Here is a 23,695-nt window from a genome sequence, read left to right as displayed (position 1 = left end):
CGCGTGTAATTCCCTCAACGCAAGTCCTTGGCACGCCCGTACCGAGCAGCCCTGAGCCCGAGAGAACACCACGGAGGCACCCATGTGGAACCTGCTCGACGACGACGGGGACGCCACCTCCGTCGCCCGGACGCCGGCGCCCGCCGGCAACGTCCTGCCGCTGTTCGCGGCCGACGCCGTCGACGACGACGGCCTGCTCTCGTGGCAGGAGCGCGCCCTGTGCGCCCAGACGGATCCCGAGGCGTTCTTCCCCGAGAAGGGCGGCTCGACGCGGGAGGCGAAGAAGGTCTGCACCCAGTGCGAGGTCCGGGCGGAGTGCCTGGAGTACGCGCTGGCGAACGACGAGCGGTTCGGCATCTGGGGCGGGTTGTCGGAGCGTGAGCGGCGCAAGCTCAAGCGCCGTGTCGTCTGAGGTTCGGCCGGTTCACAGCGAACGGATCGGCCCCGGGCGAGTGTCGCACCCGGGTCCCACGCCGACCGCGTCCGATGATGGCGCGGTCATGACCGACACGCTCTCCACCCACGCGCTGCCGACGACGGCGACGTCCGGGATCCCCGTGACGGCGCCGGTGACCGCCGTCGTCGTGACCGCCGGGCTGACCCGGTACCTGCCCACCACGCTCACCGCCCTCGCGGCGCAGACGCGCCGGCCCGTGCGCGTGCTCGTGGTGGACGTCGGTGGCCCGGACGGCGTCCCCGAGCTGCTCGACGAGGCCTTCGCCGCCGCCCCGCCGGGCCCCATGCCGCGCCTGACGCGCACCACGGCCGCCGGCGTGGCGACCTTCGGGCGGGCGGTCAGCGCCGGCCTGGCGACCATGGACCTGGCGCTCCAGGAGCAGGCCACGCCGTGGGTCTGGCTGCTGCACGACGACAGCGCGCCGGCCCCCGACGCGCTCGCGGAGCTGGTCCGGGCCGTGGGCCGGGCGCCCTCGGTGGTGCTGGCGGGCAGCAAGCAGCGCACCTGGACCGACCCCGAGCGGCTGCTCGAGGTCGGCGTGCGGACCACCCCCTGGGGTCGCCGGATGACCGACGTCGAGCCGGGCGAGCTCGACCAGGGACAGCTCGACGGGCGCACCGACGTGCTGGCGGTGGGGCTCGCCGGCGCGCTCGTGCGGCGCGACGTGTGGGACGCGCTCGGCGGGCCGGACCCGGCGCTGGGCGAGTTCGGGGCGGGCCTCGACGTCTCGCGGCGCGCCCGCCTGGCCGGCCACCGCGTGGTCGTCGTGCCCTCCGCCGTCGTGCGGCACGCCCAGGCACGCTTCAACGGGCTGCGCGGCCGCACGGGCCCCGACGTCGACCTCGACGGCGACGGCGCGGCCGACGCCGCCGACCCCCGCCGCTCGCTCGCCCGCCGGCGGCGCGCGGTGGTGCACAGCCGCCTCGTCGCGGCGCCCCTGCCGCTGCTGCCGCTCGTCGCGGCGGTCGCCGTGCTGGCGACGCTGGTCCGGGCGGTGGGGGAGCTGGCGTTCAACCAGCCGGCGGCCGCGGCCGACGAGGTGCGGGGCGGTTTCGGCGCGCTGACGCGGCCCGCGGCCCTGTGGCGCGCGCGGCGGCGGGCCGCGGCGACGCGACGGCTGCCGCGACGCGCGCTGTGGGCGCTGGAGGCGACCTGGCGCGACGTGTGGATGCAGGCGCAGGACCGCCGGCTGGCGCGCCTCGAGGCGCGCAAGGTGCAGCGCGCCCCGTCGGAGCTGGAGATCGGCGAGCTGGCGGCGGTGGCGACGCGCCGCAGGTGGACCCTCGGGGCCCTGGCCGGCCTGCTGCTCGCGGCGTCTGCCCTCGGCTTCGGGCCGCTCCTCGGTCCGGTCGTGGGCGACGGGGGCCGGCTGGTCGGTGGCGCGCTCGCCGCCGCGACGACGTCCTGGGGGGACGCCTGGGCGGCGGCGACGAGCGGCTGGGTGCGCGACGGCCTCGGCGCGGCCGGGCCCGCCGACCCGCTGCTCCTGGTGCTGGCGCTGCCGGCGGCCGTCCTCGGCGGCCACCTCGCCGGCGTCGTGGCGGTGGTCATGCTCGGGTCGGTGCTGCTCGCAGGGCTCGGTGCCTGGGCGGCCGCCGGGGCCGCCACCAGGTCCGCCGGCGTGCGGGCGTGGGCGGCCCTCGTGTGGGCCGCCGCGCCGCCGCTGCTGCTCGCCGTCGGGTCCGGCCGGCTGGGCGCGGTCGTCGCGCACGTCGCGCTGCCCTGGGTGGCCCTCGGGATCGCACGCGCGTGCGGCGTGCAGCGCGTCGACCAGGTGGTCTCCGGCGTGGTCACCGCCGTCGCGTCCGACGAGCACGCGCTGGCCCTCACCCGGGCGCAGCGCACCGTCGCCTGGGCGGAGGGCGACGACGACGCGCCACGGCCCGCGGCCGGGCTGCACCCGGAGATCCGCGTGGCGACGGTGGACGACGAGCAGCCCGGCCCGGACGAGTCCCACGCCGTCCTGACCGAGGACGCGTCGCCGGCGGGCCGGCACGCACCGGCCGGCGTCGTGCCGACCCAGCGGCCGGCGGCCACGCCACCTGGCGGCGTCGCGCGCCTCGTCGGTGCGCCCGATCCCACCGGATCGATCACCGCCGCGGCAGGGGCGGCGCTCGCGCTCGCCGTCGCCGTGGCGGGCGCGCCCGTGCTCCTGGCCCCGGCGGTCCTCGCGATCCTCGCCGTCGTCGTCACCGTGCCGCGCCGCCGCTGGCGCCTGCTCCTCGTCCCCGTCCCGGCCCTGGCCGTCCTGGCGCCGCTGCTCGTCGAGGCGGGGCGGCGCGGCAAGGACGGCCTGCGCCTGCTGGTCGGCGAGCCGGGGCTGCCCGTCGCGGCGACGCCCGCCCCGCCGTGGCAGCGGCTGCTCGGCCTGCCGGTCGACGGCGGCGCGCTCGTGCCGGCCGGCCTGACGGGCCGCGTCGCGCAGGTCTGGCCGCTCACGCTGGGCGGCATGGTGCTGGTCCTCGCCCTGCTGGCGCTGCTGCGGGGTCGCACCGCGGCCCGCGGCGTGCGGATCGGCTGGGTCGTCGCGGCGCTCGGGCTGGCGACGGCGTCCCTCGTCGCGGTCGTCCCGGTCGTGGTGGCCGGCGGCACGGTCGGCCCCGCCTGGACGGGCGCCCCGCTGTCGCTCGCCCTGCTCGGTCTCCTGGGCGCGGCGCTGCTCGGCACCGCGGGGCTGCGGGAACGGCTCGCGCGCTGGTCCTTCGGCTGGCGGCAGGCCGTCAGCGCGGCGGTGGCGGTGGTGGCGGTCGTCGTCACGGTCGGCACGCTCGCCTCGTGGGCCTGGACCGCGCCGGGCACCACCGCCCTGCGCCCGCTCGGCCGGCTCGTCGTGCCCGCCGTGGCGCAGGAGGTCCAGCAGGGGCCGAACGCCGCGCGCGTGCTCGCGCTGTCCGACGACGGCGGCGGGGCGGCGTGGACGCTCCTGCGCGCCGACGGCACGCAGCTGGTGGACTCGTCGTCGGCGGTGGCCACCCGCGGGCTCTCCGGCGGCTTGCGGACCCCCGTGGTGCCGCCTCCGGACACCGCGACGGAGGAGGTCGACACGCTCGCCGCCCAGCTGTTCCACGGGGCCAGCGCCGACGTCTCCGGCCGGCTGGCGGGCCTGGCGGTGGCCGACGTGCTCGTCCCACCCGCCGCGGCGGGCGACGCGGCCGCCGGCGCCGCACGCGCGCTGCTCGTCGGCCGCCTGGACTCCACCCCCGGCCTGGCGCGCGTCACGGACAACGAGACCGGCACGCTGTGGCGCCTGAGCCCCGCGCCGCGCGACGACGGGACCCCGGGCCCCGACGTCGTCAGCGCCTGGGCGCGGCTGCTGCCCGCCGGCGCCGACCCCACCGACGCCGGCAAGCCCGCGACGGCCGTGGCCGCCGACGGTCGGGGCGTCGACGCGCAGGTCGGCGCCGACGCTTCCGGGTCGCCGCGCGCGCTGGTCCTCGCCGAGCGGGCGGACCCGGCGTGGCATGCGACGCTCGACGGCCGCGCCCTGCGGGCCGTCGACAGCGGCTGGCGCCAGACCTTCGAGGTGCCCGCGACCGGCGGCCACCTCGTCGTCTGGTACGAGCCGCCGATGCGCACCGGATGGCTGTGGCTGGTCGGCGTCGTCGGCGCCTTCACGGTGCTCCTGGCGATCCCGCTGCGCCGGCGACGGGCGGTGCGACCGTGAGCGGGGTCTGGCTGGGGCGGGTGCTGCGGACCGCGGGTGCGATCGTCGTCGTCGCGGCCACCGGCGCCGTGGTCCTCGCCGGGACCCGGCTGGCGCCCGTCCCGGTGCCCCCCGTCGCGTCCGGCTCGGTCGACGTCCCCCCGGCGCCCGCCACCGCCGTGTGCCCCGGGCCCCTGATCCAGCAGGCGGCCACCGGCAGCGGCTCGTTCAGCTCGGCGCCGGTGACCCCCCTGACGAACGTCGCCCTGCTGGCGGTCCCGCCGGACGGCAGCACGCTGGCGGGCACGCTGCGCAGCCTCGACGGCGCGCGGACGTACGCGACGCCCACGTCCGGCAACGGTGTGGCCGGCGTCACGGACCCCGCCGGCCCGCTCGTCGCGCGCGCCCAGACGGGCGCGGGCAGCGCACGCCTGGCCGCCGTCAGCGGCTCCGTGGTGACGGCCGGCGACCTGCGCGGCCTCGCCGCCGCGACGTGCGAGGCGCCTGCCGCGGACGCGTGGCTCGTCGGCGGGTCGACGGCCGTGGGCAGCACCGCCGACCTCGTCATCGTCAACCCGGGCAGCACCACCGCCGAGGTCTCGGTCCAGGTGTTCGGCCCGAACGGCGCCGTCACCCTGCCGACGGCCATGCAGCTCGTCGCGCCGCACGCGCAGAAGGTCGTCAGCCTCGGGGGTGCCGCGCCCGACCAGCGCGCCCTCGCCGTGCACCTGTCCACCGCCGGCGGCCAGGTCGCGGCCTGGCTGCAGGACTCCGCGCTGCGCGGGTACACGCCGGCGGGCCTCGACCTCGTGGTCGCGGGTGCCGCGCCCGCGACCCGCCAGGTGATCCCGGGCGTGGACCTCGAGGCGTCGACGGGCAACTCCCCGGACGCGCCCGTGCTGCGGCTCCTGGCGCCCGGCGGCGGCACCACGACCGCGACCGTGACGCTCCTCGGTTCGAACGGCCCCGTCGACGTGCCCGGCTCGAGCTCGGTTCCGCTCGTCGGGGGACAGGTGACGGACGTACCGCTCGGCGGCGTGCCGGCCGACGCCTACACGGTGGTCGTCGACGCGCCGTCGCCGGTGGTGGCGGCGATGGAGCTCTCCCGCACCGGCAAGCCCGGCGACCTCGACCCCACGCCGCGCGTCGACCGCGCCTGGGCCGCGGCCGCGCCCGTCGGGGGCGGGCTCGCGGTGCCGGCGACCGGCACGGACACCACGCTCGTCATCGGCGCCGTCGCGGCGGGGGACCAGGCGACCGCCACGGGCACGCTCACCGGCACGCTTCGGGTGCTGGGCCTGGCGGGCCGGGTGCTGGCCACCAAGGACGTGCAGATCGACGCCGCCAGCACGGGTTCCTGGAAGCTCTCGGACCTGGGGACCGACCCCGCGCAGGTGACCGGCATCGAGCTGCTGGCGGGGGACGCCCACCTCGGCGCCTCGTGGGCGCTCGTCGCCGAGCGCACGCAGGACGACGGCGTGCTCGCCTCGGTGCTGCTGCCGGCGCCGGTCGTCACCGACCCGGTGACCGTCGTCGTGCGCCAGGACGCGACGCTCGGCGTCGGGCGCTAGCGGGACGCGACGACGATCTCCCAGGTGCGGCGCGTGGCCAGCCCCGCCCGCAGCGCCCACCGCACCGGCGCGTGGTACCAGCGGGAGTACCGGCGCGCGAGGTACCGGTAGGCGCTGGCGTGGTGCGCGCGGATCATCGGCACCGGCCGTGAGCGCCACGACGTGCCCCCGATGTGCGTCACCCGGGCCGCCGGCACGTAGAGGTTCGTCCACCCGGCACGCCCGAGGCGCTCGCCGAGGTCGAGATCCTCGAAGAACATGAAGTAGCTCTCGTCGAAGCCGCCGACCTGCTCGAACGCCTCGCGTCGCAGCAGCAGGCAGGCGCCGGACAACCAGCCGGCGGCGCGCGCGCCGCCCGCGGTCTCCTGGCGCACCTGGTAGGCCTTGGTCCACGGGTTGCCGGGCCACACCCGCACCAGCAGCGCGTGGCCCACGCCTTGCGTCAGCGACGGCAGCTCGCGCGCGGACGGGTAGACGGTGCCGTCGGGGTTGAGCAGCGCGGGGCCGGCGGAACCGACCCGCGGCGTCGCGCCGGCCGCGGCGACGAGCGCGTCGATCGAGCCCGGCTGCCAGACGAGGTCGGCGTTGCACACGAGCAGCCACGGGGTCCGGGCGTCCGCGGCGCCGGCGTTGGCACCGGCGCCGTACCCGACGTTGGCGCCCGGCACGACGAGCCGCGCGCCGTGCTCGTCGGCGACCGCGCGGGACCGCGACTGGTCGGTGCCGTTGTCGACGATGACGAGCTCGAGGCCCGCGCCGGCGGCCCGCAGGGAGCGCGCGAAGTCGTCGAGCTCGGGGCCGGGGTGGTACACGACGCAGACGACGCGGACGGTAGCGGTGCTCATCGTCCTGACAGGCTAGTAGTCGTCGGAGTACCCCGGGTCCACGTCCTCCGGCGCCCGGCCCAGCAGGTGCGCCACCTGCTCGACGACGACGTCGTGGACGAGGTCCGCCAGGTCCAGCGGATCGGTGGCGCGGGCCTCGAGGGGCCGGCGGTAGACGACGATGCGGTTCGGCAGGCCGGCGTTGGCGGGGAAGTAGCGCCCCAGCGGCACGCCGCCGTGCTCCCACGGCGCCGGCCCGGACGGTGGCACGTCCTCGACGGCGAACTCGGTGCCCTCGAGCTGGCGCGCCCAGCGCCGCTCCAGCTCGTCGACCGCGTCCAGCACCAGGTCGTCGAAGCGCTCGGCGCGCGTGCGGTAGGCGGGCGCCGTGGTCGGCAGGAGCGGGCCCCGCAGGCCGCGCCCGTGCGGGTCGCGCCGCCGGAGCGGGACGGTGGGCTGCTGGCCGCCGCGCTTCGCGTCCCGCCGGGCGGGCAGGCCCGCGGACGACGAGCGACGCAGCGACCTCACGGCGCCGACTCTAGCCGCGGCCGGGCCGGGGTTCGGCGTTGTGATCCCAGGTGTTGTCACCGTGCGGCGGTACCGTCACCTCCGTGCGATCCGTCCGGTTGTGCTCACGCTCCGCCTGCGGCCGCCCGGCCGTGGCCACGCTGACCTACGTGTACGGCGACTCGACCGCCGTCCTGGGGCCGTTGGCGACGCTCGCGGAGCCGCACTCGTACGACCTGTGCGCCGAGCACGCCGCGCGCCTCACCGCCCCGCGCGGGTGGGAGGTGGTGCGCCTGCTGCCGGAGTTCGAACCGCTCGCACCGTCGCACGACGACCTGCTGGCCCTGGCGGACGCGGTGCGGGAGGCCGGGCGCCCGCCCGAGCCCGCGCCGGCCGCCGAGCCCGTCGTCGCCGCCGGGGAGCGGCGACGCGGCCACCTGCGGGTGGTGCACGGCGAGGGCGACGCGTGACACGCCGCAAGGAGAGCCGGCGGGTGCCCAGCGCGCCCCTGCCGCTGGGATCGGTGGCGCAGCCGGCGGGGCCGCCTGCGCGGGGGACCGAGGCGTGCCTGTCGTGCGGCTCGACGGACCTGGTGCGCATCCGCATGGGCGTCGCCGGCGGCCGCAACGTCGTCTTCGTCTCCTGCCCGCGCTGCGAGCACACGGCGTGGTTCGACGAGGACGGCGACGGCACGCCGCTGAGCAGCGAGGACGTCACGGGGATCGACCCGGCCGGTGGCCGGCAGGCCCCCCGGTAGACTCGCCGGCGCGAGGAGGAGGGTGCACATGGAGCCCTGGGCGCGTGCCCTGCTGCGGTGCCCGGTGACGGGCGCCGAGCTGGTCGACGGGGTCGGTCCCGACGGCCGGCCCGAGCTGGTGTCGACGGACCCGACGCGCCCGTTGGCGTACCCCGTCCGCGACGGCATCCCGGTGCTGCTGGCCGACGAGGCCCGGCCGGTCACGCCCGCGACGTGACGCGCGGCGCCGCGTGAGCGACGAGGCAGGCGGGCACGGCGGCGGCGTCCGCGCGATCGTCGCCGCGCTGGCCGCCAACCTGGGCATCGCGGCCGTCAAGCTCGTCGCCTACCTGCTGACGTCGTCGTCGTCCATGCTCGCCGAGGCGGTGCACTCGGTGGCGGACTCGGGCAACCAGGTGCTCCTGCTGCTCGGCGGCCGCCGCGCCCGGCGGGAGCCCGACGAGGCCCACCCCTTCGGCTACGGCCGCGAGCGGTTCCTCTACGCGTTCATCGTGTCGATCGTCCTGTTCACGCTCGGTGGCCTGTTCGCCCTGTACGAGGCGTGGCACAAGTGGCTCGACCCGCACCCGATCGAGGGGCGCTGGTGGTGGGTGCCGCTGGCGGTGCTGGCGGCGTCGATGGTCATGGAGTCGCTGTCGCTGCGCACCGCCGTGCACGAGTCGGCGCCCTCGCGGCGCGGGCGCACGTGGTGGGGTTTCGTGCGGGGCACCAAGGCGCCCGAGCTGGCCGTGGTGCTGCTGGAGGACACCGGCGCGCTTCTCGGCCTGACGTTCGCCGCGGTCGGCGTCTCGATGACCCTGGCGACGCACGACGGGCGGTGGGACGCCCTCGGCTCGGCCGCGATCGGCCTGCTGCTGGTGAGCATCGCGGCGATCCTCGCCGTCGAGACGACGTCGCTGCTGGTGGGCGAGGCCGCGGAGCCGGCCGACGTCGCCGCCATCGGCGCCGCCCTCGTCGGGCCCGGCATCGCGTCCGTGATCCACCTGCGCACGGTGCACCTGGGTCCCGACGAGCTGCTGGTCGCCGCCAAGGTCGAGGTGACGGCCCGGGAGACCGCCGAGGAGATCGCCACGGCGATCGACGCCGCCGAGGCCCGCGTCCGCGCCGCGGTGCCGCTCGCCCGGGTCATCTACCTGGAGCCGGACCTGCGTCGCACCCCGTAGGCCGGCAGGCCCGCAGCGCCGAGCGCCCAGCTCCTCATCGAGACCGGCCGAAGCGACGCTCGAAACGCACGGTCTCGGCGACGACGTGGGCGCTCGACGGAGCGGCGAGCTCAGTCGGGGTCGGGGATCGCGTGCGGCAGGCGGGTCAGCAGCGCCGCGTCGGCGGTGGCCCGCGCCTGCCGGCGGTACTCGGCCGCCAGCTCCCGCGTCCGCCGCGCGGCGACGACGGCCGCGAGGAAGTCCTCGGGGTGCACGCCGGCGGGCGGCAGGGGCCGCACGTAGGCCTGCACCTGGGCCGTCAGCCGGGTGCCGAGCTCGACGCGGGACGCCGGGTGCAGCGTGCTCGCGCGCCCGAGGAACTGCCGCACCGCGAGGGCCAGGCCGTCCGGCAGCCGCGCGATGTCCGCGGACTCGGCCCAGCCGTGCAGGTAGGGCGGCATCACGACGGTCACCGCCGGGGTCCGCCGCCCGCGCACGCGCGCCGAGTACGTCCCGGCGAGCATGTCGCCGAGCCGCTTGCCCCGCGGGTGGACGGCGGACGCGACGATCGCGACGACGCCGGACGTGCCCCACAGCTCGACCACGCCGACGAGCGCGCGCACCAAGGCGTGGCGCACGGTGATCGGGCCGCCGTCGTCGCGCACGATCCGCATCCCCATCGCCAGCTTGCCGAGGGAGCGGCCGCGCGTCAGGGTCTCGATCGTCACGGGGGCGACCACGAGCACGACGACGAGGGTCAGGACCGAGAAGATCGCGGCCGAGTAGTCGCCGCCCCCGCCGAGGACCCCGACGACCATGAGCACCACGAGCGTGCCGACGACGTAGGCGGCGGCGTCGATGAGGCCGCCGAGCATCCGCGACGCGAACGCCGCGGGGCGGGTCTCGAGCAGCACGCCCTCACCGGTGAGGATCCCCTGGTCGGTCACGCCGACCCCCGGCGGGACGTGCCGGCGCTGCGGGTGGGGGCCACCCGGCGAGCGTATCGGCCCGGGACGCCGCCCGGGCCTGGCAGGCTGGGGCCATGGACCTCGACGCGCTCGTCGTCGCGCGCACGCCGGCCTGGCAGCGGCTCGACGCGCTGGCGCGCCGGCGGCGCCTGTCCGGGGCGGAGTCCGACGAGCTCGTCCGGCTCTACCGTGCCGTCTCCACCGACCTCTCGGTGGTCCGCTCGTCGGCCCCGGACCCCGAGGTCGTCGCCCGGCTGTCGCAGCTGCTCGGCCGGGCGCGGGCGCGGATCGCCGGCACCCACGCGCCGCGCTGGTCGCTCGTGACGCGCTTCGTGGTGGTCATGCTGCCGGCGGCGCTGTACCGGCTGCGCTGGTGGACCCTCGCCGTGGCGGTGGCCTTCGTCGCCGTGGGCGTCGTCTCGGGCTGGTGGGTGGCGACCCACCCGGCCGCCCTGGACGCCATGGGGACGCCGGAGGCGCGCCAGCAGTACGTCGACCAGGCGTTCACCTCCTACTACGACCCGTCCGCGGGCTTCGCGGCCATGGTCTGGAGCAACAACTTCTGGTTGACGTGGCTGTGCATCGGCGGCGGGATCACGGGCGTCGTGCCGGCGGGATTCCTGGTCAGCAACGCCATCAGCGTCGGGGCGGCCGGCGGGCTCATGGCCTCCTACGGCCACCTCGGGGTGTTCCTCCAGCTGATCCTGCCGCACGGGTTCATGGAGCTGACCAGCGTGTTCGTCGCGGGCGCCGCCGGGCTCAAGCTCTTCTGGGCGTGGATCGACCCGGGGCCACGGCCCCGGGGACGCGCCCTGGCCGACGAGGGCCGCGCCCTCGTCACCGTCGCGCTCGGGCTCGTGGCGACGCTCGCCGTCTCCGGCCTCGTCGAGGCCTTCGTCACGGGCTCCCACCTGCCGTGGGGCGTGAAGATCACGATCGGCCTGCTCGTCGTGACGGCCTTCTGGGTGTACACGCTGACGCTCGGCCGCCGTGCGGCCCGCGCCGGCGAGACGGGGGACATGCAGGCCGACCTCGCCGGCTACACGGTCGCCACCGCCGGCTGACGTCGCATCCTCAGCCCCGGCGGGGCTACAGGCGGCCGGCCGCCTTGAGCGCCAGGTAGGCGTCGGCCAGGCGGGGGGCGAGCTCGTCGGGCAGCGCCTCGACGACGTCCAGCCCACGCCGCCGCAGCCGCTGCGCGACGGCCGCACGCTCCAGGCCGGCCCGCTCCGCGGCCGCGGCGTCGAAGACGTCGGCGCTCGTCGTCCGCGTCGCACGGAGGGTCTCCTCCTGCGGGTCGAGGACCGAGGCGACGACGACGGCGTGCCGCGACGTCAGCTGCCCGGCGACGTCGAGCAGGCCCTGCTCCACCGCGGCCGGGTCCAGCGCGGTGAGGAGGACGACGAGCGCGCGCTGCGTCAGCCGCTCGCGCACCTGCGCCGCGATGCCCGCCCAGTCGGCCTCGACGAGCTCCGGCTGGATGCCCGCGAGGGCGTCCGCGAAGGCCGGGAGGACGCGCCGCCCGGTGCTCCCGGCGACCCGGGCCCGCACCCGCCGGTCGAACGCGAGCAGCTCCACCCGGTCGCCGGCGTGCGTCGCGAGGGTCGCCAGCAGGAGCGCCGCCTCGATCGAGGCCTCCAGCCGCGGGGCGTCGTCGACCCGCACCGCGCTCGTCCGCGAGGTGTCGACGACGACGAGCACTCGCCGGTCGCGCTCGGGGCGCCAGGTGCGGACGACGACGTCCGCCCGGCGAGCGGTGGCGCGCCAGTCGATGGAGCGCACGTCGTCCCCGATGACGTACTCGCGGAGCGAGTCGAACTCGGTGCCGGCCCCCCGGACCTGGACCGCGGCCCGCCCGTCGAGCTCCCGCAGCCTCGCCAGCCGGCTCGGCAGGTGCCGGCGGGAGGCGAACTCCGGCAGCACCCGCAGGCGCCCCCCGACCGGGAGGCTCGCCTGCCGGCCCGCCAGCCCCAGCGGCCCCACGGTGCGGATCGTCACCGCGCCCGCCGGCACGTCGCCCCGCCGGGTCGGCAGCAGGTCCGTGACCACGCGGCGGGCCTCGCCCGGCGGCAGGTCGACGCGGTGCCGCGGCGTGCGGCGCGCGAGCGACGCCGGTGACCCCGGCGCGGCTCCGTCGCCCGCCGGCGCCAGCGCCGACGCCGGCCAGGCGTCGCGCACGAGGGCCCGCGCCCGCCGCGTGTCCCGGTTCTCCAGCGTCAGCACGGAGCGGGCCGGCTGGGTGAGGCGCACGGAGCCCGGCAGGGCGCGCGAGACCGCGACGCGCCGCGGGGAGGCAGCCAGCGCGACGTCGAGCCCGCAGAGGACGACGACGACCGCGGCCCAGGCCAGCACGGTGCCGGGCACCGGCACGAGCAGCACCGCGACGGCGCCGAGCGCCGTCAGCACCACCGCCCGCCACGTGATAGCCACGGCCGCCTCAGCGCGGGACGGGCACGGAGGCGAGCACCGTGTCGAGGACGGTCTCCGCGGTGACGCCCTCGAGCTCGGCCTCGGGACGGACCTGGACGCGGTGGCGCAGCGTGGGGTGGGCCAGCGCCTTGACATCGTCGGGCGTCACGTAGCCGCGCCCGGACAGCCACGCCCACGCCCGCGCCGTCGCCAGCAGCGCGGTGGCACCGCGCGGCGAGACGCCGAGCGACAGCGACGGCGACTCGCGCGTCGCGCGGACCAGGTCGACGACGTAGCCGACGACCTCGCGCGCCACCGTCACCTGGGCCACCTGGGCGCGCGCCGCCGCCAGCACGCCGGCGTCGGCGACCGGCCGGATGCCGGCGGCCCGCAGGTCCCGCGGGTCGAACCCGTGCGCGTGCCGCTCGAGCACCTCGATCTCGTCGGGCCGCGGCGGCAGCGGCAGCAGCAGCTTGAGCAGGAACCGGTCGAGCTGTGCCTCGGGCAGCGGATAGGTGCCCTCGTACTCCACCGGGTTCTGCGTGGCGACGACGACGAACGGCTCGGGCAGCGGGCGCGGCGTGCCGTCCACCGACACCTGCCGCTCCTCCATCGCCTCGAGCAGCGAGGCCTGCGTCTTGGGGGGCGTCCGGTTGATCTCGTCGGCCAGCAGGAGGTTGGTGAACACCGGGCCCTGCCGGAAGGAGAACTCGGCGGTGCGCGCGTCGTAGACGAGCGAGCCGGTGACGTCGCCCGGCATGAGGTCGGGCGTGAACTGCACGCGCTTGGTGTCCAGGGTCAGCGCGGCCGACAGCGCGCGCACGAGCAGCGTCTTGGCGACCCCGGGCACGCCCTCGAGCAGCACGTGCCCGCGGCACAGCAGCGCGATGACCAGGCCGGTCACCGCGGCGTCCTGCCCGACGACCGCCTTGCCGACCTCGGCCCGGACGGCACCGAGCGCGGCGCGCAGGGGTGCGCCGGGGTCGGCCGCCGGCGCCGTGGGGGCCTCGGGGCGGTCGGGGGCCACCGGCCCGCCGTGTCGCTGTGGCTCGCCGTAGCCAGGAACGTCGTCGCTCACGGGCGGTTGACCTCGCTCTCCAGGATGTCCAGCTCGTCGGCCAGGGTGGCCAGCTCTCGGTCGTCGTGCGGTGGCGGCCCGTACAGCAGGCGCGCCACGTCGTCGGGGGCGGTCCCCGAGGCCCGCGCGACCGCCTCGATCGTCGCGTGGGCGTCGGCGGAGCGGGGCAGGCCGAGGCGGCCCGCCATCCGGGTCGCCGCCCCGGCGCGCAGCGCCGCCGCGGCGTGCCCGTGCGACCGGCCACGCCGGTACAGCCGGCCCCGCCCGCGGGTCGTCTCGGCGGCCGGCACCACCACCGGCAGCCGTTCGGCGACCACCGGGCCGAGCCGGCGGCCGCGCCACAGCGCGAGCACGAGCGCGACCACCAGCGCCTGCAGGCCGAGCACCGTCAGCCAGGGCGGCACCAGGCTGCCGAGGCTCTGGCCGCCGCCGCCGCCGTCGGCACCGGCGCCGATCGCCGGGAGGAACCAGGTGAGGTGGTCGTGCCGACCGAGCATCCGGATCGCCAGGGCCGCGTTGCCGTCCGTCGCCAGGGCGCCGTTGGTGAGGGGCGTCGCGTCGGCCAGCACCGCCACGCGACGGCCGGCGGCGTTCGTCGTGACGGCGTAGGCGCCGCCGCCCTGCGCGCCGGCGCCCGGTGCGGGGAAGCACGTCACGACGCCGGGCGACTGCGCGGTCAGCGCACCGGCGGCGGTCACGGTGCCGGCCGCAACCGCGTCCGCGTCCGTGCACGCGGCCTGGCGGGCGGTGGCCGCCGAGCCGCCGCCGTACGCCAGCCCGACGCCCGGCGCGAGCTGGTCGAGGTACTGCGTCGCGGCCACGAGGACGAGGTCGGCGTCCACCTGCGCCAGGCGCTGCGCGTCCTGCGGGGTCAGCGCGTAGTCGTCGACGACGAGCAGGGTCCCGCCCGCGGCGGCGCGCTCGGCGTCCCGCAGGGACCGCACGTACGTCACGGTGACGCCGTGCCGGCCGAGGACCTGCGCCAGCGCCCGCGCGCCGTTGCCGGACGGGTTGTCCGGCGCGAGCGGCGTCGTCGACGTCCGGGGGGCCGGCAGGATCGCCAGCAGCGCCCCGACGAGCAGCACGCCGAGCACGACGAGCACGGGCCGCCAGCGCCGCCAGCGACCCGCCGCGCGCGTGCGCGCCGTCGTGCCGTCGCCGACGACGACCGTGGTCGCGCTCACGCCGGCACCTGCTCCCGCCGGGCGGCGCCGGCCAGCCGGTCCACGGCCCGCATGGTGTCGTCGTCGGCCGGGCCGGCGGTGCGCTCGCCGTAGACGACCTCGTCGAACAGCTCGGCGCCCTCGGTGAGGTCGCGCGCGACGCTCGGCAGCACGCGGCCGGCCTCGGCGGCCACCTCCAGCGCCGTGCGGCCGGGCCGCTCGTCGAGGACGGCGCGCTCCTCGAGCGCGCGCACCACGGCGCGGAACCGCTCCGCGACGGCGCGCGACCAGTCGCCGGCGGCCGCGGCGGCATCGGCCGCCGTCCTCAGCTGCGCGGCGCTGCGCCGGTCGTCGTGCCCGAGGACCTCGCGGTCGCGGGCGGCGCGGTGGGAGCGGCGCACGGGCCCGGCGACCCACAGCGCGACGAGGACGACGACCACGAGGATGCCGACGACCAGCAGCGCCGCCAGCGCGGGCTGCATGCCCAGCGTCGGCAGCCCCTGGAACTGCTGCGCGATCCAGCGCAGCAGGCGGACGAGCAGGCTGTCCTGCTGGTGGTACGCCGGGTTGGCGAGCTCGTCGGCCGCCCACCGCCGCGCGGTCGGCGCGTCGGGCGTCACCGGGGGCTCGAGGAGCACCGGCGGCCTACCGGACGGCGGCGGCCGCGTCGGCGGTGGCCGCGCGGCCGAGCTCGATGTCGAGGCCCTCGCGCCGCATCCGCACGTCGATGTAGAGCAGCGCCACCACGGCGGAGGTGTACGTCGTGGTCGCCGTCAGCGCGATGATCTGGCCCACGGACGTGATCGCCAGCGACGTCGCCGAGACGAGCTCGCCGGAGGACGCGAACGACGCGACGAGGCTGAACGGCGTGAGGATGATCTGCTGCAGCACGCCCATGAGCAGCGAGACCAGCAGCCAGATCCCGAACAGCCGCCAGAAGCTGCCGCGCGTGAGGCGCCACGCCCGCCGGACGGTGGCCCAGAAGCCCTTGCCCTCCAGCATCAGGGCGGGCGTCACCAGCAGGGTGCGGGTGCTGAACCACACGGCGCCGACCACGATGACGACGAACGCCACCAGGCCGGCGACGACCGCGGCACCGTTGTGGTGGGACACGGCGAGGAGGACGACGATCCCCACCAGCACGGCGATGGCGGCGACGACCACGGCGCCGGACAGGAACGAGAACCCGACGACCCACCAGACCCGCCCGGAGCGCAGCACGTCGCGCACCGTGATGGTGCGGCCCAGCACGGAGCGGCTGACCGCCACGACGAGGAGGCCGGTGAGGATCGTCGTCACCAGCACCGTGACGGGCTGCGTGAACACCGAGCCGAACGCGTACGAGAGGTTCCCGCTCAGCTGGCCGGACTCGGCGGGGGACAGACCCGTGGCGGTCGAGCCGAACACGTCGTTGAGCGGCGTCGTGAGGAACCCGGAGACGTAGTAGGTGAGCAGGGCCGAGAAGATCACCGCGACGGCCACCGCCACCGACGACAGGCCGAACATGACGGCGGGGTTCGCGCGGATGGCGCGCACGCCGCCGTCGAGCATCTCGCCGAGCGACAGCGGGCGCAGCGGGATGATGCCGGGCTGGAGCACCGGCGGGGCCCAGGCCTGGGGTGCCGGCTGGTAGCCGTACCCGGGGGGCGGCGGCTGCTGCCCCGACCAGGGCGGCGGCTGCTGGCCGGCCCAGGCCGGCGGCACCTGCGGCGCGCCCCACCCGGTGGGCTGCTGGCCCGGTGCCTGCCACGCCGGGGGCTCGTCGTGCGGCCGTGGCTCGTCGTGCCGCTCCTGGCCGGACCCGCCGGGCGCCGTCCAGGCGGGCGGGCGGTCCTCGGGGCTGGTCATGCCGCTGCGTCCCCTCCCGGGCCGCGGCCGGTGCGCGCCCCGGCGGCCATCGTGCCACGGCGGGGTGCCCGTCCGCGGGCCGTCCGGCGCGGGCGGGGGGAGGTCCGCGACCGGTCCACCTGCGGATCCGCCGTCCCGGCCTGCCCTCGGTGCGACAATGCCCCCCATGAAGGGTCGTGTGCTGGTGGTCGACGACGACACCGCGCTGGCGGAGATGATCGGCATCGTGCTGCGCTCGGAGGGGTTCGAGCCGGTCTTCTGCGAGGACGGGGACCACGCGCTGGGGGTCTTCCGCAACGCGCAGCCGGACCTGGTGCTGCTCGACCTCATGCTGCCGGGCAAGGACGGGTACGAGGTCTGCCGGCAGATCCGTGGCGAGTCGGGCGTCCCGATCGTCATGCTGACGGCCAAGAGCGACACGGTCGACGTGGTGCTCGGCCTGGAGGCCGGCGCCGACGACTACATCTCCAAGCCCTTCAAGCCGAAGGAGCTCGTCGCGCGTGTCCGCGCGCGGCTGCGGCGGTCCGACGAGCCCGTGCCGGAGCACCTGGCGATCGGCGACCTGACGATCGACGTGCCCGGCCACCGGGTCTCGCGCGACGGCGAGCAGATCTCGTTGACGCCGCTCGAGTTCGACCTGCTCGTCGCGCTGGCGCGCAAGCCGTGGCAGGTGTTCACGCGCGAGGTGCTGCTCGAGAAGGTCTGGGGCTACCGCCACGCGGCCGACACCCGGCTCGTCAACGTCCACGTGCAGCGGCTGCGCTCGAAGATCGAGCACGACCCCGAGAAGCCCGAGATCGTCATGACCGTCCGCGGGGTCGGCTACAAGGCGGGCGCGACGACCTCGTGACCGAGGGCGCGCGCCGCGGCCGGCCGCGGTGGACGAGCGTGTGGCGGCTGCTGCGGTCCCGGTGGCTGCGGCGGCTGCGGGACGCCGTGCACTGGTGGCGCCAGTCGCTGCAGGTGCGGGTGCTGACGTCCACGCTGGTCATCGGCCTGGTCGCCCTCGCCCTCGTCTTCGTCTACGTCGGGCAGCGCACCGCCGCCGGCCTGTTCGACGAGCGCCGCGACCAGGTGCTGGAGGAGAGCTTCCGCTCCTCGCAGCAGGCGCAGCAGACCCTCAGCGCGTCGACCGCGCAGACGGCGGCCGAGGTGTTCGTGCTGCTGCGCGGCGTGACCACCGAGCAGAGCACGGGCGGGCCCAGCAGCCCCGAGGTCTTCATGCTGCGCGCGCCGGTGCAGCCGACGACCGGGCAGCCGCCGCCGGTGCAGGTCGGCAACACGGCGACGAAGCCGGCGCTGGTGTACCTCATCAGCGACGGCCTCAAGGCCGCGGTGGCCGACAAGAAGCAGCACTGGCAGTCGGTGGCGATCACCGAGGAGGACGGCAGCACGACGCCCGGCATCATCGTGGGCCAGCAGGTGCAGGTGCCCGTCGTCGGTACCTACCAGCTCTACTTCCTCTACCGGCTGGACGCGGAGCAGCGCCGGCTCGACTTCCTGCTCGGCACCCTCGCGCTCGCCGCGGGTGCCCTCGTGGTGCTGCTCGCCTCCATCACGTGGCTCGTGACGCTGCAGACCGTGCGCCCCGTGCGGCGGGCCGCCGAGGTCGCCGAGCGGCTCGCGGACGGCCAGCTGACCGAGCGCATGCCCGTGCACGGCGAGGACGAGATGGCGACGCTGGCGCGCTCGTTCAACGAGATGGCCGCCTCGCTCCAGGACCAGATCCGCCGGCTCGAGGAGCTGTCCGCACTGCAGCGCCGGTTCGTCTCCGACGTGTCGCACGAGCTGCGCACCCCGCTGACGACCGTGCGGATGGCGGGCGAGATGATCTACGCCGCCCGGCAGTCGTTCGACCCGGCGACGAAACGCTCGGCCGAGCTGCTCAGCACGCAGCTGGACCGGTTCGAGGACCTCCTGGCCGACCTGCTGGAGATCAGCCGCTACGACGCCGGCGCGGCCGTGCTGGACGCCGAGGGTCGGGACGTGCGCGACGTGGTGCTGCGGACCGTGGACAACGTGGTGACGCTGGCGGCCCGCAAGGGCTCGTGGCTGCGGGTGGACCTGCCCGAGGGCCAGGCCGTCGCGGACATCGACCCCCGGCGCGTCGAGCGCGTCTGCCGCAACCTGCTGGTCAACGCGATCGAGCACGCGGAGGGGACGCCGGTCGAGGTGCGCGTGGCTGCCGACGCGAAGGCGGTCGCCGTCGTCGTGCGCGACCACGGCATCGGCATGACGCCCGAGGAGGTCGCGCACGTGTTCGACCGGTTCTGGCGCGCCGACCCGGCGCGGGCCCGCACCACGGGAGGCACCGGCCTGGGCCTGGCCATCTCGCTCGAGGACGCGCACCTGCACGGCGGCTGGCTCGATGCCTGGGGACGCCCGGGCCAGGGCGCGAGCTTCCGGCTGACGCTGCCCCGGCGGGCCGGCATGAGGCTGACCGGCTCGCCGCTGGACCTCGTGCCGGCACCCGAGCCGGAGACGGTCGTCGTCCCGGCCGGCGTGCCGCGCACCGACCCGGCCGCGCTGCCGGAGTGGACCGGCGCGTTCGACCCGGACCGTCAGGAGGTGCCGTGATGAGCCGCGCCCTGCGGGTGGCCGGCCTGCTGGCCGTCGCCGCCGTCGCCCTCGGCGCCTGTGCCCGGATCCCGACGTCGGGGCCCGTGCAGCAGGGCGGCGGGGGCCAGGTCGCCGAGCCGAACCCGGCCGTCGTCCTCGCCGTCGGCCCGCAGCCCGGATCGCAGCCCGAGCAGATCGTCGAGGACTACCTGACGGCCGGCGCCGCCGGCGTGTCGAACGGCCTGGACTTCACGGTGGCCCGCAAGTACCTGTACGGCGACGCGGCGGCGAACTGGAACCCGCTGGGCGGCGTCCTCGTCGTCGACGGCTTCACGCCGTCCCAGCCGAGCGACACGCAGGTGACGATCGACGCGTCCGTCGTCGCCAAGGTCGACGCCGACGGCGTGTACTCGGAGACGGCCCGCGGCGCTCCCGAGACGGTGACGTTCGGGATGGTGCAGGACACCTCGGGGCAGTGGCGCATCAAGGACGTGCCGGACGGCCTCATCCTCACGTCGCGGCAGTTCCAGGACCAGTTCCGCCGGGTGTCCCTCTTCTTCCTCACGCCCGACGCGCAGTACCTGGTGCCGGACCCGCGCTGGTACCCCGCGGTCAACCTGGCGACGTCGGTGGTCAAGGGGCTGCTCGCCGGCCCGGCACCGTTGCTGCGCGACGCCGTGCGGACGGCGGTGCCCCAGGGTGTCGTCCTGACGCCGGAGGCGGTGACGGTGAAGGACGGCCAGGCGGAGGTCGACCTCGGGCCGGCCAGCGCGGTGCAGGCCGCCGACCACGACCTGCTGGTCGCCCAGATCCAGGAGACGCTCGTCCAGCAGGTGGCGCAGGTGCGCACCGTCGTCGTGCAGGCGGGGGCGGACGGGCCGCAGCTGCAGGGCACCAAGCAGCTCCTGACGATCGGCCAGGCCCAGGCGACCCCGGCCGCCGCGGAGGCGATCGCCTCCGACGCCAACGGCGAGCACCTGGCGGCGCTGGGCTCGCCGGGCACCCCACCCGTACCCGTGGCGGGGGTCGCGCCGCTGACCGGCCTCGACGCCCGTAGCCCGGCGCGCTCGGAGAACGGCGTGGTGCGGGTGTTCCTGCGGGGGCCGAACGAGCTGGCCACCGTGCCGACGGCGAGCCAGGCGTCGCAGACGCTCCTGCAGTCGCCCAACCTCGCGGCGCCCTCGGTCGACCGGTTCGGCTGGGTGTGGACCGCCTCCGGCGGCACCGTGTCCGCGGTCGACGGCCACGATCCCGACGTCAGCCTCACCCCGAAGTGGCTGGCCGACCGCACCGTCACGGCCGTGCGCGTCTCCCGGGACGGCACGCGCATCGCGGTCGTCTCGACCGCCCAGGACGGGTCGGGCGTGTCCATCGACGTGGCCGGCATCGCGCGCGACGAGCGGGGTGGCCCGCAGCAGCTGTCCGACCAGACGCAGCGCGTGGGCGCGGCCCTGACGGTCGCCGGGTCCGTGGTCTGGTACGACGACGACCAGCTCGCCGTGCTCGCGCGCGGCGCCGGGTCGGCCACCGTGTGGGAGGTGCCGCTCGGTGGGCCCAGCAAGGCGCTGCCGGACGTGGCGGGCGGGGTCTCGCTCGCGGGCTGGCGCACGGAGCGCAGCCTCCTGGTCGCGACGAGCGACGGGCGGCTGCTGACCTTCAGCGGACCGACGTGGACCCCGGTCGAGGGCGTCTCCGGGGTGCGTGACCCCTCCTACCCCGGCTGAGGCGCCCACAGCCCGGTGGTCCGGCCGCGCCGGTGCCCGCCGGGTGCGCACGTGCCGTGGCCCGCCGTGGGACGACGAGGCTGCGCGCCGTGCACGGGGCGGGCGGGGCATGGTGGCGGGTGGCAGGCCGGGAGCTCCTCGGCCTGGTGCTCCCGATCGCGTGCGCCGGGTGCGGCGCGGACGACGTGCCGTGGTGCGACGGGTGCGCGCAGGGGCTGGCCCGCCCGGCCTGGCGGGTCGAGGGGCGGGCCGCGCGGCTGGACCGGATGGACGGGCGGCCGCCGGTGGCGGTGTGGGCGGTGGCCGACTTCGCGGGGCCCGTGCGGCGCGCGGTGAGCGCCTGGAAGGACCACGGCCGCGCCGACATGACGGCGGCGCTGGGCGCCTCGGCGCGGCGTGCGACCCGGGCGCTGGTCGACGAGGCGGGGGAGTCGCTCCTCGGGCCCGGCCCCGTGCTCGTCGTGCCGGCGCCCTCCACCCCGGCCGCGCGCCGGAGGCGGGGCTGGGACCCGGCCGGGGAGCTCGCCGCCGCGGTGGCCGACGAGCTGACCCGTCGGGGGTGCCCGGCGCGCCGTGCGCCGGTGCTGCGGCGGACGGCCGGCGCCGACCAGGCCGGCCTGTCGGCGCGGGCGCGCTCCCGGAACCTCTCGGGCCACGTCCACGTCCGCCGGTGGCCGTCGGCCCTGCCGGGGCGAGCCGTGCTCGTCGACGACGTGCTGACGACGGGGGCGACCTTCGCCGCCTGCGTGCGGGCGCTCGAGGCCTCGGGGATCGCCGTGGTCGCCGGGGTCGTGGTCGCGTCGACACCCTCGCCCGGGTCCGGCGCAGGTTCGCCCGGTCCGACCTTTTGACGGCCTCGAACGACGGGTTAACGTGGTGCATGGAACCGGTCCTCCCGGCGCCTGCGCGGCGGCCCGACCGGTTGCGGAGGAGGTGGTGTCGTCGTTGCCCCTCGGGGCCCAGGACTGCTCGCCACCGGGCGCCGAGTCACCGGCGCCCCTCACCTCCCAGGAGGCCCTCATGGAGATCGTGGTTGCCGGTCGTCACACCGATGTGCCAGCCCGCTACCGGACCCACGTGGCAGCCAAGCTCGCCAAGATCGAGCAGCTCGCTCCGCGCGCGCAGCGCGTGGACGTGCTCGTCTCGCACGAGGCGAACCCGCGCCAGGCTGACTTCAGCGAGCGGGTCGAGCTGACCGTCGTCGACCGCGGACCCGTGATCCGCGCCGAGGCGTCGGCGGACGACCCGTACGCGGCGCTCGACCTGGCGCTGGCCAGGCTGCTGGAGCGGCTGCGCCGCAGCCGCGACCGGCGCAGGGAGCGCAAGGACACCACGATCCCGGGGACCGAGCCCACCGGCGAGCCGCAGGACGCGGAGGTGGGCGCCGCGGGCATCGATGCCGTGCGGGTCCTCGACGACGGCACCAGGGAGATCCCGCTGGGGGACTCGCCGGTGGTGATCCGCGAGAAGGTCCACGAGGCGGCACCGATGACGGTCGACGACGCGCTCTACCAGATGGAGCTCGTCGGCCACGACTTCTTCCTCTTCGTCGATGCCGAGAGCGGTCGCCCGGCGGTGGCCTACCGGCGGCACGGCTGGTCGTACGGCGTCATCCAGCTCGACACGGTCGTCCTCGAGGGCGTGGGCGCCCGGGTGCGCGAGCCCGCGCCGGCGTTCTAGGCCACGTCGTCCGGGCGGACGGCCGTTCCGGCGACCGTTCGCCCGGACGTCGCGCGTCCGGGGTGTCGGTGGGCCGGGGGAGGATGCGGGCGTGCCCGTGACCGACGCCCCCGCACGCGCCGTCGCCCACCTGACGATGGCGCAGGCCCGCAGGATCGCGCTGCGCGCCGCCGGCCTCGACCGGGCACGCCCGGACGGCCCCGTCACCGCCCGTGACGTCGGCACCGTGGTCGACCGTCTCGGCGTCGTCCAGATCGACTCGGTCAACGTGTTCGCGCGGGCGCACCTCATGCCGCTCTACGCGCGGCTGGGCGCCTTCGACGCGGGGCTCGTCGACCGTGCCGCGAACCGGGCCCCGCGCCGGCTCGTGGAGTCGTGGGCGCACATGGCCTCGTTCGTCACGCCCGAGACCTACCGCCTGCTCGGCTGGCGGCGGCAGAGCTACCTGCGCGACGCGTGGGGCATGGTCCGCGACGTGCCGCTGCAGCATGCGCCGGTCGTCGACGACATCCGCGCGCTCCTCGCGGACGCCGGCCCGCTCACCGCCGAGCAGGTGCACGCCCGGCTCGGCCACGAGCGCCCGCAGCGGCCCGACGACCAGTGGGGCTGGAACTGGACGGTGTCCAAGCGGGTCCTGGAGTACCTCTTCTTCACCGGGCAGGCGGCGTCCGCGGGCCGCAACGGCGCGTTCGAGCGGCGCTACGACCTGGTCGAGCGCGTGCTGCCGCGGGCGGTCCTGGGCCTGCCGGAGCCCGACGAGCGCGACGCGGTGCGCGAGCTCGTCGCCACGTCGATCCGGGCGCTGGGCGTCGGGACCCTGCGCTGCGTGGCCGACTACTTCCGGCTGCGGCAGGCGCCGACGGCCCTGGCCCTCGCCGAGCTGGCCGAGGAGGGCGTCGTCGAGCCCGTGGTCGTCGACGGCTGGGGCACCGGCTGGCGGCACGTGGGCGCGACCGCGCCGCGCACGACGAGCGCGCGCACCCTGCTGTCGCCGTTCGACCCGCTCGTCTGGGAGCGCACGCGGGTGGAGGCCCTGTTCGGCCTGCGGTACCGCATCGAGATCTACACGCCCGCGGCCAAGCGGACGTGGGGCTACTACGTGCTCCCGTTCCTGCTGGGCGACCGGGTGGTCGCCCTGGTCGACCTCAAGGCGGACCGCCAGGACGGTGTGCTGCGGGTGCTGGCGGCGCACCCGGTCGGCGGCGCCGTCGCCGGGGTCCCCGCCGAGCTGGCCGCCGAGCTGCGCGTGGCGGCGGGCTGGCTCGGGCTGTCCGACGTGGTCGTCGCGGACCGCGACGGCAACGCGCGGGGCGAGCTCGCCGGGCCGCTGGCCACGGCGCTGGGGGCCTGAGCCCGCCACCAGGG

22 protein-coding genes are annotated in these 23,695 nt (G+C 77.0%); 14 read left to right on the top strand and 8 right to left on the bottom strand.

The genetic code is table 11. The annotated features are described in order from the left end of the window. Positions 1-82: 82 nt before the first annotated feature. From BGO37_RS03690 to BGO37_RS03680, 3 genes are all read left to right on the top strand, one after another. The gene (locus BGO37_RS03690; RefSeq protein ID WP_291752393.1) at positions 83-412 is read left to right on the top strand and encodes a WhiB family transcriptional regulator; all 330 of its coding nucleotides are present in this window, start codon (positions 83-85) and stop codon (positions 410-412) included. An 88-nt stretch (positions 413-500) separates the two neighbouring features. Continuing rightward, the gene (locus tag BGO37_RS03685; protein WP_291752391.1) at positions 501-4,121 is read left to right on the top strand and encodes a glycosyltransferase; all 3,621 of its coding nucleotides are present in this window, start codon (positions 501-503) and stop codon (positions 4,119-4,121) included. Continuing rightward, complete coding sequence (locus tag BGO37_RS03680) at positions 4,118-5,671, top strand: DUF5719 family protein (RefSeq protein WP_291752388.1); 1,554 nt, start codon at positions 4,118-4,120, stop codon at positions 5,669-5,671. The genes BGO37_RS03685 and BGO37_RS03680 overlap by 4 nt, the downstream gene beginning before the upstream one ends. On the opposite strand, the gene BGO37_RS03675 is transcribed toward BGO37_RS03680, so the two are convergent. Next, positions 5,668-6,516 carry a glycosyltransferase family 2 protein gene (locus BGO37_RS03675; protein ID WP_291752386.1) on the bottom strand — a complete coding sequence of 283 codons (849 nt, stop codon included), beginning with the start codon at positions 6,514-6,516 and terminating at the stop codon, positions 5,668-5,670. The two genes, BGO37_RS03680 and BGO37_RS03675, sit on opposite strands and share 4 nt — an antisense overlap. Positions 6,517-6,528: 12 nt before the next feature. Then, a complete protein-coding gene (locus BGO37_RS03670; RefSeq protein ID WP_367188083.1) occupies positions 6,529-7,023 on the bottom strand; it encodes a metallopeptidase family protein in 495 nt (164 codons plus the stop codon). Between the two features lie 83 nt (positions 7,024-7,106). On the opposite strand from BGO37_RS03670, the gene BGO37_RS03665 reads away from it, so the two are divergent. The 4 genes from BGO37_RS03665 to BGO37_RS03650 are packed head-to-tail and all read left to right on the top strand — an operon-like array spanning position 7,107 to position 8,922. Continuing rightward, a complete protein-coding gene (locus BGO37_RS03665) occupies positions 7,107-7,472 on the top strand; it encodes a DUF3499 domain-containing protein (protein WP_291752384.1) in 366 nt (121 codons plus the stop codon). A gap of 23 nt (positions 7,473-7,495) precedes the next feature. After that, on the top strand, positions 7,496-7,759 hold the full coding sequence (locus BGO37_RS03660; RefSeq protein ID WP_291752382.1) for a hypothetical protein: 264 nt from the start codon (positions 7,496-7,498) through the stop codon (positions 7,757-7,759). A 28-nt stretch (positions 7,760-7,787) separates the two neighbouring features. Further along, on the top strand, positions 7,788-7,976 hold the full coding sequence (locus BGO37_RS03655) for a hypothetical protein (RefSeq protein WP_291752379.1): 189 nt from the start codon (positions 7,788-7,790) through the stop codon (positions 7,974-7,976). A gap of 13 nt (positions 7,977-7,989) precedes the next feature. Beyond that, positions 7,990-8,922 (top strand): cation diffusion facilitator family transporter, encoded by a 933-nt coding sequence (locus tag BGO37_RS03650; protein WP_291752377.1) that lies wholly within the window; start codon positions 7,990-7,992, stop codon positions 8,920-8,922. 110 nt (positions 8,923-9,032) lie between these two features. On the opposite strand, the gene BGO37_RS03645 is transcribed toward BGO37_RS03650, so the two are convergent. Next, positions 9,033-9,848, bottom strand: coding sequence for an RDD family protein (locus BGO37_RS03645; protein ID WP_291752374.1), 816 nt, complete (start codon positions 9,846-9,848; stop codon positions 9,033-9,035). A 95-nt stretch (positions 9,849-9,943) separates the two neighbouring features. Here BGO37_RS03645 and BGO37_RS03640 point away from each other — a divergent pair, with 95 nt between their 5' ends. Next, entirely contained in the window at positions 9,944-10,933 is a 990-nt protein-coding gene (locus BGO37_RS03640) for a stage II sporulation protein M (RefSeq protein ID WP_291752371.1), read from the top strand. Positions 10,934-10,958: 25 nt separating this feature from the next. Here BGO37_RS03640 and BGO37_RS03635 read toward each other — a convergent pair whose 3' ends face one another. Genes BGO37_RS03635 through BGO37_RS03615 form a run of 5 tightly spaced genes read right to left on the bottom strand, consistent with a single transcriptional unit; the run spans position 10,959 to position 16,367 of the window. After that, the gene (locus BGO37_RS03635; protein WP_291752369.1) at positions 10,959-12,299 is read right to left on the bottom strand and encodes a DUF58 domain-containing protein; all 1,341 of its coding nucleotides are present in this window, start codon (positions 12,297-12,299) and stop codon (positions 10,959-10,961) included. Between the two features lie 7 nt (positions 12,300-12,306). After that, positions 12,307-13,305, bottom strand: a complete 999-nt coding sequence (locus BGO37_RS03630) for a MoxR family ATPase (protein WP_291753004.1) — start codon at positions 13,303-13,305, stop codon at positions 12,307-12,309. A gap of 47 nt (positions 13,306-13,352) precedes the next feature. Next, positions 13,353-14,540: a DUF4350 domain-containing protein gene (locus BGO37_RS03625; RefSeq protein ID WP_291752366.1), complete on the bottom strand. Its 1,188-nt coding sequence runs from the start codon at positions 14,538-14,540 to the stop codon at positions 13,353-13,355. After that, the gene (locus tag BGO37_RS03620; RefSeq protein ID WP_291752363.1) at positions 14,537-15,157 is read right to left on the bottom strand and encodes a DUF4129 domain-containing protein; all 621 of its coding nucleotides are present in this window, start codon (positions 15,155-15,157) and stop codon (positions 14,537-14,539) included. The genes BGO37_RS03625 and BGO37_RS03620 overlap by 4 nt, the downstream gene beginning before the upstream one ends. Positions 15,158-15,164: 7 nt before the next feature. Further along, positions 15,165-16,367 (bottom strand): hypothetical protein, encoded by a 1,203-nt coding sequence (locus BGO37_RS03615; RefSeq protein ID WP_291752361.1) that lies wholly within the window; start codon positions 16,365-16,367, stop codon positions 15,165-15,167. Between the two features lie 166 nt (positions 16,368-16,533). Here BGO37_RS03615 and mtrA point away from each other — a divergent pair, with 166 nt between their 5' ends. The 6 genes from mtrA (at position 16,534) to BGO37_RS03585 (ending at position 23,681) form a co-directional block, all read left to right on the top strand. After that, entirely contained in the window at positions 16,534-17,217 is a 684-nt protein-coding gene (gene mtrA, locus BGO37_RS03610; protein ID WP_291752359.1) for an MtrAB system response regulator MtrA, read from the top strand. Further along, entirely contained in the window at positions 17,214-18,944 is a 1,731-nt protein-coding gene (gene mtrB / locus BGO37_RS03605) for an MtrAB system histidine kinase MtrB (protein WP_291752358.1), read from the top strand. Before mtrA ends, mtrB begins: the two co-directional genes overlap by 4 nt. Beyond that, entirely contained in the window at positions 18,944-20,650 is a 1,707-nt protein-coding gene (locus BGO37_RS03600; protein WP_291752357.1) for an LpqB family beta-propeller domain-containing protein, read from the top strand. The genes mtrB and BGO37_RS03600 overlap by 1 nt, the downstream gene beginning before the upstream one ends. 119 nt (positions 20,651-20,769) lie before the next feature. After that, the gene (locus tag BGO37_RS03595; RefSeq protein WP_291752356.1) at positions 20,770-21,501 is read left to right on the top strand and encodes a ComF family protein; all 732 of its coding nucleotides are present in this window, start codon (positions 20,770-20,772) and stop codon (positions 21,499-21,501) included. A gap of 169 nt (positions 21,502-21,670) precedes the next feature. Further along, a complete protein-coding gene (gene raiA / locus BGO37_RS03590) occupies positions 21,671-22,330 on the top strand; it encodes a ribosome-associated translation inhibitor RaiA (protein ID WP_291752355.1) in 660 nt (219 codons plus the stop codon). Between the two features lie 91 nt (positions 22,331-22,421). Continuing rightward, positions 22,422-23,681 carry a crosslink repair DNA glycosylase YcaQ family protein gene (locus BGO37_RS03585; RefSeq protein WP_291752354.1) on the top strand — a complete coding sequence of 420 codons (1,260 nt, stop codon included), beginning with the start codon at positions 22,422-22,424 and terminating at the stop codon, positions 23,679-23,681. Positions 23,682-23,695 lie beyond the last annotated feature (14 nt).

The organism is Cellulomonas sp. 73-92 (assembly GCF_001898175.1).
Lineage (GTDB): Bacteria > Actinomycetota > Actinomycetes > Actinomycetales > Cellulomonadaceae > Cellulomonas.
The sequence above is the reverse complement of the archived record's forward strand: the minus strand, read 5'-3'. Positions and strand labels throughout refer to the sequence as shown.